Below are 13,613 nucleotides of genomic sequence, written 5' to 3'. Positions count from 1 at the left end.
GGCACCCCAAACGCTGGAAACAACGTTGAAAACTAGGAGTCGCAGACCGTGATTGCAATCAGACCGGACGAAATCAGCAGCATTATTCAGCAGCAGATCGAGCAGTACGACAAGGATGTCAAGGTGGCCGACGTGGGCACCGTGCTGCAAGTGGGTGACGGGATCGCTCGTATCTATGGCCTGCAAAATGCCATGGCTGGTGAGCTGCTGGAGTTCGAGGACGGTACTGTGGGTATCGCACTGAACCTCGAAGAGAACGATGTGGGTGCCGTGTTGATGGGTGACGGCCTCAACATCCAAGAAGGCAGTACTGTCCGTGCCACCGGCAAGATCGCGGCGATTCCGGTGGGTGACGCGGTTGTGGGCCGGGTTGTGGATGCGCTGGCTCGTCCGATCGATGGCAAGGGTGAAATTGCTTCGACGGAAACGCGCTTGATCGAATCCATGGCCCCTGGGATTATTGCCCGGAAGTCCGTGTGCGAACCGATGCAGACGGGGATTACGGCAATTGACTCGATGATTCCGATCGGGCGTGGCCAACGGGAGCTGATCATTGGTGACCGGCAAACGGGTAAGACCTCGATCGCGATCGACACGATCATCAACCAAAAGTCCGAAGATGTGATTTGCATCTACGTGGCGATCGGGCAAAAGGCCTCCTCCGTGGCCCAGGTGATTGATGTGCTGAAGGAAGCGGGCGCACTCGACTACACCATCATTGTGGCCGCCAACGCCAACGCCCCCGCTACCCTGCAATACCTGGCTCCCTACACCGGTGCTGCCATTGCTGAGTACTTCATGTACAAGGGCAAGGCCACCCTGGTGGTTTACGATGACTTGTCTAAGCAAGCCCAGGCCTATCGCCAAATGTCCTTGCTGCTGCGTCGTCCGCCCGGTCGGGAAGCCTACCCCGGCGACGTGTTCTATCTCCACAGCCGCTTGCTGGAGCGCGCCGCCAAGCTGAGCGATGAACTGGGTGGTGGCAGCATGACGGCCCTGCCGATCATCGAAACCCAAGCCGGTGACGTGTCGGCCTACATTCCGACCAACGTGATTTCGATTACCGACGGTCAAATCTTCTTGTCCGCTGACCTGTTCAACTCGGGTCTGCGTCCGGCGGTGAACGCCGGTATCTCGGTATCCCGCGTGGGTTCAGCGGCCCAAACCAAGGCCATGAAGAAGGTGGCCGGTAAGGTGAAACTGGAACTGGCCCAATACGATGACTTGGCTGCCTTCGCCCAGTTCGCTTCCGATTTGGATAAGGCGACCCAAGACCAGTTGGCCCGTGGTCAGCGCTTGCGGGAACTGCTGAAGCAACCCCAATACTCCCCTCTGGGTGTGGAAGAGCAAGTGGCGGTCATTTACGCCGGGATTAACGGCTATTTGGATGAAATTCCGGTGAACCTGATCACTAAGTTTGTGTTGGGTCTGCGGGATTACCTGAAGAATAACAAGGCTGCCTATGGTGAAGCTGTGCGCAGCACCAAGCAACTGACGGAAGAGGCGGAAACCCTGCTGAAGGAAGCGTTGACTGAGTACAAGCAAACCTTTTTGGTTGCTCAGTAATCATCGCGAATCAAGCGATCGCCTAGGGGCCTCTACCCCGGGCGATCGCGCCCCCTAGCGACTCAGGCGACTCAAAGGACTCCACAGCTATGGCAAACCTCAAGGCAATTCGCGACCGAATTCAGTCCGTTAAAAACACTAAAAAAATTACTGAAGCCATGCGCTTGGTTGCCGCCGCGAAGGTGCGCCGGGCCCAAGAGCAGGTAAACAACACCCGCCCCTTCGCCGATCGCTTAGCCCAAGTGCTCTACGGCTTGCAATCGCGTCTCAAATTTGAAGATGTAGATCTGCCACTCCTGCGGCAACGAAGCATTAAAACCGTAGGTATTTTGGTGGTTTCGGGCGATCGGGGCCTGTGTGGTGGCTACAACGGTAATGTGATCCGTCGGGCCGAGCAGCGCAGCAAAGAACTGCTTGCTGAAGGGGTCAACGTCAAAATGATCGTGGTGGGTCGTAAGGCAAACCAATACTTCAGCCGTCGGGGTCATGACATCGCGGCTGTTTATGACGGTCTAGAGCAAATCCCTAGCGCGTCGGAAGCATCGCAAATTGCAGACGAGCTGCTGTCGCTGTTCCTCTCGGAAACGGTCGATCGCGTTGAACTGGTCTACACCAAATTTGTATCGCTGATTAGCTCCCGTCCCGTAGTCCAAACCCTGCTGCCGTTGGATCCGCAAGGCTTGGAAGCGTCGGATGATGAGATCTTCCGGCTGACAACCCGTGGCGGACAATTCCAAGTGGAGCGCGAGCGGGTCGATTTGCCCACCGCACCCTTGCCGCGCGACACCATCTTTGAGCAGGATCCGGTACAAATCCTGAACGCGCTCTTGCCGTTGTACCTGAACAATCAACTCCTGCGGGCCCTGCAAGAGTCCGCCGCCAGCGAGTTGGCTGCTCGGATGACTGCCATGAGCAACGCCAGCGAGAACGCCAAGACCTTGATTGGCACTTTGACCTTGACCTATAACAAGGCACGGCAGGCCGCTATTACCCAAGAAATCCTGGAAGTGTGCGGTGGTGCTGAGGCGCAGCGCTCCTAGGGATTGGCTAGGGATTTGAGAGAAGAACCATGAGCACGACCTATCAGGTTGAAATTCAGCACGAAGGGCAAACCCACGTCCTGCAAGTGGCGGATGATACGCCCATTTTGACGGCGGCGGCCGCGGCGGGGCTGACGCTTCCCAGCTCTTGCAATGCGGGGGTTTGCACGACCTGTGCTGCCCGCGTAGTGGAAGGGACGATCGAGCCAGGCGACAGCATGGGCTTGAGTCCGGATTTGCGCACGAAGGGGTTTGCGCTCCTTTGTACCGCTAAGCCCCGTTCTAACCTCAAAATCCAAACTGGTTGTGAGGATGAGGTTTACGAACTGCAATTTGGTCAATTCCAAAAATAAATTTGGACTGGGGGAAACCTGGCTGTTGGGCGATCGCTGGATCGCTCGATCCAAACCGAAATCTGCAAAACATCAGGCGCAAAATCTTGACCCTAGATTTTGATTCGTCTGGTGTTTTGTCTTTTGGGCGGTTGAACGATCGAGACAAAAATCACAGACTCGGAACGGCCCTCAAAGATTAGCTGTCTGAGGAAGGATGTTAAAAACTGTTAATCCAAGCGAGGGTCAACGGGCTTCATGCCTGAGAATAAGTGTTGATTTGCCGGGGAGGACACCGAGTTGCGGTCTCAGGACTGTCGCTGGTGGATTTCGAGCCAAGAGTTAAACGGCCTGGCTTAGAAAATTTCTCGTTGCTCCCGCTGCCTGAGCAATCGCAGCGATGCTAGTCGTTTCCTCGGTGGAAGCCCCAATCTCCAGTCAAAACTTTTTTCCTTTCGGAGGAGTTTATTCAATGAGTATCGTCACGAAGTCAATCGTGAATGCCGACGCTGAGGCCCGCTATCTCAGCCCCGGCGAACTGGATCGCATCAAGGCTTTCGTGTCCACCGGCGCTCAACGCCTGCGCATTGCCCAAATCCTGACCGATGCTCGTGAGCGCATCGTTAAGCAAGCCGGCGAACAACTGTTCCAAAAGCGCCCCGATGTGGTTTCGCCCGGTGGTAACGCTTACGGCGAAGAAATGACCGCAACCTGCCTGCGCGACCTGGACTACTACCTGCGTCTGGTGACCTACGGCATCGTGGCTGGCGACGTGACCCCGATCGAAGAAATCGGTTTGGTGGGTGTGCGCGAAATGTACCGCTCGCTGGGTACCCCGATCGACGGCGTGGCTGAAGGTGTGCGCGGCATGAAGGCTGCTGCTGCTGGTCTGCTGAGCGGCGAAGATGCAGCTGAAGCTTCGGCTTACTTCGATTACGTGATTGGCGGCTTGAGCTAAGACCTGGGTTCTCCCTCGCTAGCTTGACTTGCTTCGGCTTTAATGAAAGCCATTTCCTTGCAAAACCGACTTATTCAAAAACGATCATGCAAGACGCAATTACCTCCGTCATCAACTCCTCCGACGTTCAGGGCAAGTACCTCGACTCCAGCGCTCTGGATAAGCTGAAGAACTACTTCGCGACCGGCGAACTGCGCGTGCGCGCTGCTAACGCGATCGGCGCTAATGCTGCCACGATCGTGAAGGAAGCTGTTGCTAAGTCGCTGCTGTACTCCGATGTGACCCGTCCCGGCGGCAACATGTACACCACCCGTCGCTATGCTGCCTGCATCCGCGACCTGGACTACTACCTCCGCTATGCCACCTACGCAATGCTGGCTGGCGATCCTTCGATCCTCGATGAGCGCGTGCTCAACGGTCTGAAGGAAACCTACAACTCCTTGGGCGTGCCCATCGGCACCACCGTGCAAGCGATCCAAGCCATGAAGGAAGTGACCGCCGGTTTGGTGGGCTCTGACGCTGGTAAGGAAATGGGCGTGTACTTCGACTACATCTCCTCGGGCTTGAGCTAAACAACAAATGGCTTGGCTGAATTTCGACTCACCGGGTTGATGGTTGTGGTTTCCCCTGTTGGGTTGAAATGAGTGAAGCCACGGGGTCTGGGATAGTTGCTGAACGCTCAAAGTTGCATAGGCTCCGCGATCGCGTTGTCTGGTTAGCTTTGGGGGCAGCACGGCTCAGACCTCGTTGTTTAAGGACTTGGTCTGAATTTTGGTCAGATTTGTCGTTGAAGTCACAAAGGTTTCTCGCCATGCGGATGTTTAAAATTACGGCTTGCGTGCCGAGCCAAACGCGAATTCGGACGCAGCGCGAGCTGCAAAACACCTTCTTCACGAAGTTGGTTTCCTACGACAACTGGTTCAAGGAACAGCAACGCATCCAAAAAATGGGTGGCAAAATCGTGAAGGTCGAGCTGGCTACGGGCCGCCCGGGCACGAATACGGGTTTGCTGTAGATTGGCAAACTGTGAACCGCCTGATCGGCCTCTTCTGCCCTTTTGGGGCCAGGTGGATCGATCGAGTCGGTGACCCAACCCTCAGTCATTTTTGGAATTGGAACACCAATTCTGAATTCAGCCGATCGCGAGTGACAAGTGAGCCTGCCTACGGGTAGCTGAAACTTGTGGCTCGCGATATTGTTTTGAATAGGCATTTTGCATCAGCATTGTTTGAAGTCAGCAGCGCTTGGCCTCCGCTGGTGGGGTTGCTTTCTGGTCTGTCTTTGCCCCTTGAGGTTGACTGCGATCCATGGCCCAACGTCGCCCCCTTGTTTGGAGTGATTGGCTCACACAGTTCCGAACCTCCGTGGGGTGGTCGGCAGTGGGCTGGGCCGACGAAGCCCGCTGGTTGCGTTGGCTCACCTTCTTTTGGCTGTTTGTGGGTTTTCTGATTTTGCTATCTGCCTCCTACGCCAGTGCGGAAGCCACGGAAGGAGACGGTTGGTACTATTGCAAACGGCAACTGCTGTGGATTGCGGCGGGGCTGGTGGGATTCCAAACGGCCGTTTCCTTGCCCCTGCGCTACGTGTTGGCGATCGCCCACTGGGGGTTGCTGGTCACCCTGATGCTGATGTGGGCGCTGCTGGTTCCTGGCCTTGGGCGATCGGCCAACGGAGCCGTTCGCTGGATTGAAATTGGGGTCTTGCCGATTCAACCCTCGGAACTTTTAAAGCCCTTTTTGGTGCTGCAAAGTGCCCGTATTTTGGGTCAGTGGGAACGGTTGACCGATCGCCATCGCTGGTTTTGGCTGGGAACCATCGGTGCAGTGTTGTTGGGGATCTTGTTGCAACCCAATCTCAGCACCGCAGCGGTTTGTGGGATGACCGTTTGGCTACTGGCACTGACGGCGGGCTTGCCCTATGCCTATCTGCTCAGCGCGGCGGGAGGTGGGCTGGTTTTAGGGCTAATTAGCATTAGCCTGCGCACTTACCAACAGCGGCGAATTGCATCCTTTCTCAATCCTTGGGATGACCCCCTAGGCATTGGCTATCAATTGGTGCAAAGTCTCCTGGCGATCGGGTCGGGGGGCTGGTGGGGGACGGGGTTTGGCCTCTCGCAACAAAAACTAGCCAGCCTGCCCATTCAGTTCACGGACTTTATTTTTTCAGTGTTTGCGGAGGAGTTTGGCTTTGTCGGTTCCCTGCTGTTGTTGACTCTATTAGTCGTTTATGGTGTATTGGGCCTGCGAGTGGCTGCCAATGCGAGCGATCGCTCCCTGCGACTGGTGGCCGTCGGTGCTGTATTGCTGCTGGTGGGCCAGGCCCTGGTGAACATTGGCGTGGCAACCGGTGTGCTGCCAACGACGGGACTGCCTTTTCCCCTCATGAGCTATGGCGGTAGCTCGATTATTGCCAGTCTGTTTCTAGCGGGGTTGCTGATTCGGGTGGCCCGCGAAAGCAGCGCGGCCACGGTTGTTCCCCTCGATCGCCGTCGGCCCCGTCGGCCTTAAAGACGCACCGCAATTTTGACTATCCCCGTAAAGGAAGACGGGTGATCGTATCAAAAAATACTCGTGTTCTACCGATAGTTAACAGCCATGACCATGTTGCATGATTGTTGAATGGCGTACAGACTGAAGCCACCAAAAGTTCAGAGCTGCTCTGACTTTAGGCGATCGTTGACTTGATAGTCACTGACCTCACGAAAGAGTGAGCTGAACTCAAAAATTCATGAAAAATTTAACGATTTTGGGTAACCGCAAAGCACCTTGAGTGGAAACTGTTCACTAGTTTTGAGTCAGACAATTTTCACTGAATGGGCATAGTTGCGACTCAATAGCTAGCTAAAAGCAGCTTGAATGCCGTTTAAAGCAACTAAACGCTAATAGGCTCAAATCTCAAATCTCAAATCATCAATCGCCCCAATCATCGCAATTAGTCAAACATCAATAGAAATAGCACAGCACTCATCAGCCATAAGCCAAATAACCTGAATGAAATGAACCGTCTTGAATAACAGTTTCTAGATACTTTTTTGACGTTTGATCACTGATTTCATCCTTTCTCTCTGGATTGCTGTCGATGTTATCTTCTTCTAGGCATCCCGCCAAAGCTGATATCTTAATTGTGGATGATTTGCCAGACAATCTCCGTCTGCTGTCTTCCATGCTGGAGACCCATGGCTATCGTGTTAGAAAAGCAATTAGTGGTCGATTGGCATTAAGCGCTGCTCGATTGGCTGCACCAAATTTAATCCTTCTGGATGCTTGTATGCCAGATTTGGACGGATATGAAGTTTGTCGTTATTTAAAAGATGATCCTCAAACTCGTCATATTCCTGTTATTTTTATTAGCGCTTTAGATCGCCCAACCGATAAGGTTCATGCCTTTGAAGCCGGTGGAGTTGACTATATTACTAAACCTTTTCAGGTTCAAGAGATTCTGTCGCGAATTGAGAGCCAACTGCGGCTATATGCCCTTCAGGAAGAGTTGCGATCGGCGAATCGTCGCCTGACTGAGCAGAATGAACTGCTACACAAACAAATTGTTCAGCGCCAGAAAGTTGAAATTGAAATTCGGCTGTTGCTGGCGGCTTCCCAGGCGATCGGGCGAGCCTCGGATTTTGATGCATCCCTTGAAGCCATTTTGCGGCTGACTTGCCAAACCATTAAGTGGGATTGTGCAGAAGCCTGGGTGCCCAATGCCCACGGGACGGCGCTGGAGTGCAGCCCCAGTTGGTATGCCAGCGACCCATCTTTTCAAGCCTTTCGCCAAGCCAGTTTGCAGCTTCAGTATCGATCGGGAGAAGGAATGCCCGGCCGGGTTTGGGCCCAGCGCCAGGCGGAATGGCTGGAGGATTTAAGCCAACCGGGAATTTTTGCCCGTTCAGAGCTGGCCGCTAGTGTGGGTTTGCGATCGGCCTTTGCGGTTCCTATTTTGGACGGCTCCCAGGTTCTGGCGGTCTTGATGTTCCTGCGACGACAGGCCTCGACCCTCGATAACAAAATCTTGCATCTGTTGGAGGCAGTGGGAACCCAGGCCGGAGCCTTGATGCAACGGAAGCAGGCAGAACAGGCCCTGCGGGACTTGGCCCGACGCGAAACCGCGATCGCCCGAATCATCACCCGAATGCGGCAATCCCTGGATCTGGATGAAATTTTTCTGGATACAACCGATGAGCTACGGCGGGCCCTCCTGTGCCATCGAGTGGTGATTTATCGGTTTAATCCAGACTGGAGTGGTCAATTTTTGGTGGAGTCTGTGGCCGATGGTGTGCAGCCCTTGGTTAGTCCGAGCGGAGTCACCAAGGATGTGGATCACCTCAATCCGGCCCTGTGCCACAAAACTTGGCAACTGACCCAAGGCGGCCCCTTCAACTTGGGAGCCAGTTATGTCAGTGCCAGCGATGTGGATCAGGCAGATTTAGCCGATACCTGTTTGGAATTGCTCGATCGATTGGCGGCCAAAGCCTTTGTTTGCGTGCCCATTCATTGTGGCCGGGAACTGTGGGGAGTCCTGGGAGCCTATCAAAATGAACGCCCCCGCACCTGGAGCGAATCAGACATCAAAATTTTGGTGCAAATTGGGGCACAACTGGGCATTGCTGTTCAACAAACCCAATTGGTGCAACGTCTTCAACACCAGTCCACGGAACTGCAACTGGCAAAGGAATTAGCCGATTCTGCCAACCGAGCCAAAAGCCAATTTCTGGCCAACATGAGTCACGAAATTCGGACTCCTTTGAATGCGGCTTTAGGCACAACCGATCTGCTGCTGCAAACACCCCTGAACCTAGAACAGCAAGACTTAGCCCGAATCTTAAAAACCAGCGGCGAGCACCTATTGTCGTTGATTAATGACATTTTGGATTGGGCCAAAATTGAAGCTCGGGAAGTTCAGCTAGAGTCCATTCCCTTTGACCTAAATCAATGTATTGAAACCGTCGATCACCTCCTGCGGCCCCAAGCCCAAGCGAAAGGATTAACGCTTTTGACGCTGTTGGATAGTAATGTGCCTTGGACGGTGGTGGGTGACCCCACGCGACTGCATCAAATTTGCATCAACTTAGTGGGTAATGCCATTAAATTTACGGATCAAGGACAGGTGGTTTTTCAAATGTCTTTGGAATCCCAATCGAACAAGATGGTGGTGATTCACTGTGAGGTGCGAGACTCGGGGGTGGGGGTCTTGCCGGAGCATCGCCACAAGCTGTTTCAGTCGTTTTCGCAGGTGGACGCTTCCACAACCCGTCGCTATGGGGGCACTGGGTTGGGTCTGGCCATTTGTCGGCAGTTGGTGGAACTGATGGGGGGCGAAATTGGCTATGAGGCCAATATGGGCGGGGGCAGTACGTTTTGGTTTTCAGTGCCCTTGCAGCGCCAGGCGTTGACGGATGAAGCGGAGCAATGGTCATTTTTGCGCCAGGAACGGTTGCTGTTGGTGGATACGGATCCCCGTCAGCAATTGTTGATTGGTTCCCAGGTGCGGGCTTGGGGTGGGCGCTTGGATCGCGTGCCGGCGGATCAGGTGTTTGGGGCGATCGAAACGGCCAGCCACAGCGAAAATCCCTACACGATCGCCCTGGTCAATTTGGCAGATTTGGATTTGACCTGGGAACCGCTCCAGTGCCAAATTCAGCAACAACCGGCCCTGGCCGCTTTGCACTGGATTCTGTTGCTGAAGCCCGAAGCGCGATCGCTGGGCCATCAACTGGTGAGCCAGGGGGTAATTAAGCATTATCTGACGATGCCGATTTTGGTTTCGCAACTGCTGGATGCGTTAACAGCGGCGGTGCGCCACGAGTCACCGACCTTACCGGCGGTGCTGGAACCGCTAACGGCGGCTGAGGGCAATGGACAATCGGCGGCGCGATCGCTCCATCCCCTGGTGCGGCCGGTGCATTGCAAGATTTTGGTGGTGGAAGACACCCCCCTGAATCAACAAATTGTCTTGCGGCAGCTCAAGAGTTTGGGTTGGGAGAATGTGACCTGTGCTGACAATGGCCAACAGGCGCTCGATCGACTGTTGCGCGAGCCGTTTGATTTGGTGTTGATGGATTGCTTGATGCCGGTGATGGATGGCTATCAGGCCGTGCAGCGGTTACGGGCGGAAGTGGGCCCCAACCAGGATGTGACGGTGATTGCCATGACGGCTAATGCTCTGGCTGGGGCCCGGGAGGAATGTTTGGCGGTGGGCATGAATGACTACATCAGCAAACCGATTAGCTTGGCGGGCCTGGCGGCCGTGCTCGATCGCTGGGTGATTCCCATGAGTCGCAATTCGCAAGCGGAAGAAGACTTGCTCCCAACGGCATCAAATTCCATGCCGATGCTAGTTGCTGGGAATTCGGCTACTGAGTCACCACCACCGATCGATCGGGAACGGTTGATGGAGATTTCCATGGGTGATCTGGAGATCGCCCGTGAAATTCTCAGTATTTTTGTGGAAGGCATTCCGGAATATTTGGAAGCGCTGGATCGGGCGATCGCAAGCCAAAACATCAAGGAAGTCTATCGGCGGGCCCACCAAATTAAAGGTGCGGCAGCCAATGCTGGCGTTTTGGAAATGCCGGATTTGGCTTGCCAACTGGAAACCAATGCCCTGGCCGATCGGCTTGATCGGGCTGAAATTTTGTCAGCTCAACTACGGGATGTGATGAATCGCGTTTGTGCCTACACTCAGCAGCTTGATCAAATCGATCAAATTCAGGTCACCCCATCCCGACGTTGAACCCCGATGTTAAGCCTCGACGTTGGCAACTGAAAACGAACAAAGCGTTAATTCAGCCCTCGGTGGCGAGTGCCGAACTAGTACCGAACTAGTACCGAATGTGCAAAGTGACCGTGGCTTGGATCGTCTGTTCACCGGCCACCACGGGGGTGCTGGCGGCGGAGTCGGCCACGCCTCGCAGCATGGGGCTGGGGATCGACATCATCGCCCCCTCTACCTGAATGCCCATCACTTCCTGCCGAGTTAGCCCCAAGGTCGCCAAAACTGCATCGGCCTGGGCCTGGGCATCACGGGTTGCTGCGGCCAAGGCCCGATTGCGTGCCGCGTTGTTGGTGGCATCGTCGATCGTGAATTGCACCCCATCTACTCGGGTCGCTCCCGCTTTCACGGCCGCATCCATGAGCGCTCCGGATTCGGTGGCGGCAATTTCAAAGCTGACCGTGTTGGTGGCCACAAAGCCCACGGGTTTGCTGTTGTTGTCGTAGTAGGGGCTGAGATAAACGCCCGTGGTTTGCAGCTTTTGGACATTGCGACCCCGCAGCAGCGCCACCACCGCGCTCGATCGCTTGGCCATTTCCGCTTGGGCCGCTTCGGCGGTGGCGGCCCGGGCTTCCACCCCCAGGCTCACACGGGCAGTGCTGGCGCTGACCAGTTCACTGCCTCGGCCCGTAACCGACAGGATCCGATTGAGCCGTTCTTGGGCCTGGGCGGGCAGAGCAGCGGCGATCGCCACAATCATGCCCAGCCCGATCGCCCCCAAGCGCAAACCAACGGCTGTTTTAAGGCGGGGAGATCTGTGGGAATTCAGCAAGCGCATCATGGCAAGGATTAGCCATCCCTAGGGATGGGGTTCAATGGGTTCGTCGCCGCCAACCCCGATCGCCGTGTCCTGAATCGTCGCGCCTGTGAGGGTTAAGTCCAGCATCGACGCGCCGGTCACGTCCACATCGTTGAGGGTGGCGGCTGTGAGATTTACCCGATCGAGCCTCGCTTGGGTCAGGATGGCATTGGTTAAGAATGTGCCGGTTAAATTAGCGTCCGTTAGGTCAGCCCCGGTCAGATCGGCCCCTTCCAAGTTGGCGTTGGTTAAATTAGCCCCCCGCAAATTGGCATGGCGCAAGTCAGCCCCAATCAGGTGTGCTCCTTGCAGGTTTTGCCCCGCCAAGTTGGCTGCCGCCAAATTACAACCGCCACAGAGGCCCGTTTCCAAAAGTTCTTTCAGGTCAGTGGGAGCCGTGGTGGCAGCGGGTTCCGCCGCCGCCCGCGAACCTACCGCACCGAGGAGCGCCGCTGCCAAGACTACACCACTAAGCCAACGCAGATGCTGATGGGTCATCACTCCTCCTGCTTGCCCCGTGGAATGGGTTCTGGCAATGGTGGCCGGGGGCAAGAACCTTTGCTCTGAGCCTAGCGCGATCGCCCTGATCCCTCCGTGATCGGAGACGAATCTTAGGATTTAGCCATGGATAGCAATCTGCGAATGTTGTGAACTTAAAGACGATCGTTTAGGTTTCCGTAGCAGCGGGCGTTGGGGATGAGGCGATCGGGACAGTGGCTTGCAATTGCGCGATCGCCTCCAGCATTTCCCGCTCAAAGGTCACCTGGGCCCGATTGGTGCGGCCACCCACATAGAGCGATCGCCCCTCTTGCAACAGCCAAATTTGTGAGTGGGAAAAATAGCTCATCACCACGCCCACCATCAACAATCCAAAGCCCAAGTAGACGATCGGGATGCTGGGATCCGCCTTGATTTGTAGCCCCGTGCTGCCAATCAGATCATCCACAGCCAAGGTGAGGGTGCGATCGCCCAGGGTAATTGGGGTCGATCGGCCCACCCGCGTGGTGGCGATCGGGCGGCCCGTTGCGTCATAGATCAGCACCGCCCCTTGTAAATCTCGCGCCAGCAGCGAAACCCCCTCGCTCAAGTCCGGTTTGGTGGGAACCCAAGTGCCCCAAATCCGGCCCGCCCCCGGCAAATTCAGCTTGCCCATGGGTAACTGAATTGATGGACTGTTGTTGATTCGTACCTTCACCGCCGCGATGCCCCAGTCGGTTTGGTACATAGTCACCCCTCGGTAGCGCAGGGGCTGATTCACAAAAATAGTTTGTCGATCGCGCTCTTGACCCGCTTGATCCAACACCGACAAATCAGAATAAAACTGGTCGATGTTGCCGTCTGGTAAATATTCAATCCAAAAGCGATTGACCTTCACAGACCAATCTCGGGGCACATTACCCGCCGCCAAAGGGCCACCGTCAATAATATTGGTGACCTGAAACGTTTGACCGCTGGGAATCATTTCTTGGGCAATGAAACCGGTGAGCGCACCAATGATGCCCCCCAACAACACAATCAGCATTCCCGCATGGACAATGATCGGCCCAATGCGGCCCACAATGCCCTTGCGTGCATACAGGCTGCTGCCTTCCGCAAAAACCCGATAGCCTTTGGCTTGCAATAGGGGAGCCACTGGGGCGATCGCGCTGGTTTCTTCCCCTAAGTTCAACCGGGCGCTGAGGGCCAATTTCTCAAACTGTCTTGGGGCCCGGTAATAACTCCAATGCCGGGCAGCTTTCAGGGCCGGCCATTGGCGCAGGGCAGTACAGGCGGCCAAGCTCGTGCCAAACAGCACCAACAGCCCCAAATACCACCAGGTGCGATAGACGGTGTTCAACCCCAAGGCCAGCAACACTTTCCAGCTCAGGAAGCCAAACAGGGCCGGATCCTCTGGATAGTTTGCTTGATAGAACTCCAAACCCTGGCCCTGCTCAATGACTGTGCCGGTGATGCTGGCCACTGCAATCACCAATAACAGGACGATCGCCAACCGTAAGTCAGCAATGATGCGCAACCCTTCGCGCCACCAGCTCCGCCCGATCGCCCCGCTCAGGGGAGTTTGCTGCAATCCGTCATTCGCATCCATGATTTTTGCCCTGCCCCCAGTACTTTAGTCTTTCCTTAATCCGCCCTAGTGTGTTGACCCTGGCTAT

11 protein-coding genes are annotated in these 13,613 nt (G+C 55.3%); 8 read left to right on the top strand and 3 right to left on the bottom strand.

What is annotated here, in order from left to right:
- The first annotated feature begins 48 nt into the window (after positions 1-48).
- The 8 genes from atpA (at position 49) to AC2IAX_RS06035 (ending at position 10,622) form a co-directional block, all read left to right on the top strand.
- The gene (atpA, locus tag AC2IAX_RS06070) at positions 49-1,566 is read left to right on the top strand and encodes a F0F1 ATP synthase subunit alpha (RefSeq protein ID WP_494389773.1); all 1,518 of its coding nucleotides are present in this window, start codon (positions 49-51) and stop codon (positions 1,564-1,566) included.
- Between the two features lie 89 nt (positions 1,567-1,655).
- Entirely contained in the window at positions 1,656-2,606 is a 951-nt protein-coding gene (locus tag AC2IAX_RS06065) for a F0F1 ATP synthase subunit gamma (protein WP_494389772.1), read from the top strand.
- Positions 2,607-2,635: 29 nt separating this feature from the next.
- Entirely contained in the window at positions 2,636-2,959 is a 324-nt protein-coding gene (locus tag AC2IAX_RS06060; RefSeq protein WP_099532141.1) for a 2Fe-2S iron-sulfur cluster-binding protein, read from the top strand.
- 451 nt (positions 2,960-3,410) lie between these two features.
- Positions 3,411-3,896, top strand: coding sequence for an allophycocyanin subunit alpha (gene apcA, locus AC2IAX_RS06055; RefSeq protein WP_099532201.1), 486 nt, complete (start codon positions 3,411-3,413; stop codon positions 3,894-3,896).
- An 86-nt stretch (positions 3,897-3,982) separates the two neighbouring features.
- On the top strand, positions 3,983-4,468 hold the full coding sequence (gene apcB, locus AC2IAX_RS06050; protein WP_099532143.1) for an allophycocyanin subunit beta: 486 nt from the start codon (positions 3,983-3,985) through the stop codon (positions 4,466-4,468).
- 239 nt (positions 4,469-4,707) lie between these two features.
- Positions 4,708-4,911: a phycobilisome linker polypeptide gene (locus tag AC2IAX_RS06045; protein ID WP_099532144.1), complete on the top strand. Its 204-nt coding sequence runs from the start codon at positions 4,708-4,710 to the stop codon at positions 4,909-4,911.
- A 292-nt stretch (positions 4,912-5,203) separates the two neighbouring features.
- Positions 5,204-6,403 (top strand): FtsW/RodA/SpoVE family cell cycle protein, encoded by a 1,200-nt coding sequence (locus AC2IAX_RS06040; protein ID WP_494389771.1) that lies wholly within the window; start codon positions 5,204-5,206, stop codon positions 6,401-6,403.
- Between the two features lie 571 nt (positions 6,404-6,974).
- On the top strand, positions 6,975-10,622 hold the full coding sequence (locus AC2IAX_RS06035; RefSeq protein WP_494389770.1) for a response regulator: 3,648 nt from the start codon (positions 6,975-6,977) through the stop codon (positions 10,620-10,622).
- Positions 10,623-10,710: 88 nt separating this feature from the next.
- Here AC2IAX_RS06035 and AC2IAX_RS06030 read toward each other — a convergent pair whose 3' ends face one another.
- From AC2IAX_RS06030 to AC2IAX_RS06020, 3 genes are all read right to left on the bottom strand, one after another.
- Positions 10,711-11,442 (bottom strand): SIMPL domain-containing protein, encoded by a 732-nt coding sequence (locus tag AC2IAX_RS06030; RefSeq protein WP_494389769.1) that lies wholly within the window; start codon positions 11,440-11,442, stop codon positions 10,711-10,713.
- An 18-nt stretch (positions 11,443-11,460) separates the two neighbouring features.
- Positions 11,461-11,958, bottom strand: a complete 498-nt coding sequence (locus tag AC2IAX_RS06025) for a pentapeptide repeat-containing protein (RefSeq protein WP_494389768.1) — start codon at positions 11,956-11,958, stop codon at positions 11,461-11,463.
- A gap of 169 nt (positions 11,959-12,127) precedes the next feature.
- The gene (locus tag AC2IAX_RS06020; RefSeq protein WP_494389767.1) at positions 12,128-13,546 is read right to left on the bottom strand and encodes a cytochrome c biogenesis protein; all 1,419 of its coding nucleotides are present in this window, start codon (positions 13,544-13,546) and stop codon (positions 12,128-12,130) included.
- Positions 13,547-13,613 lie beyond the last annotated feature (67 nt).

Source organism: Limnothrix sp. HT2024, from assembly GCF_059138625.1.
The sequence above is the reverse complement of the archived record's forward strand: the minus strand, read 5'-3'. Positions and strand labels throughout refer to the sequence as shown.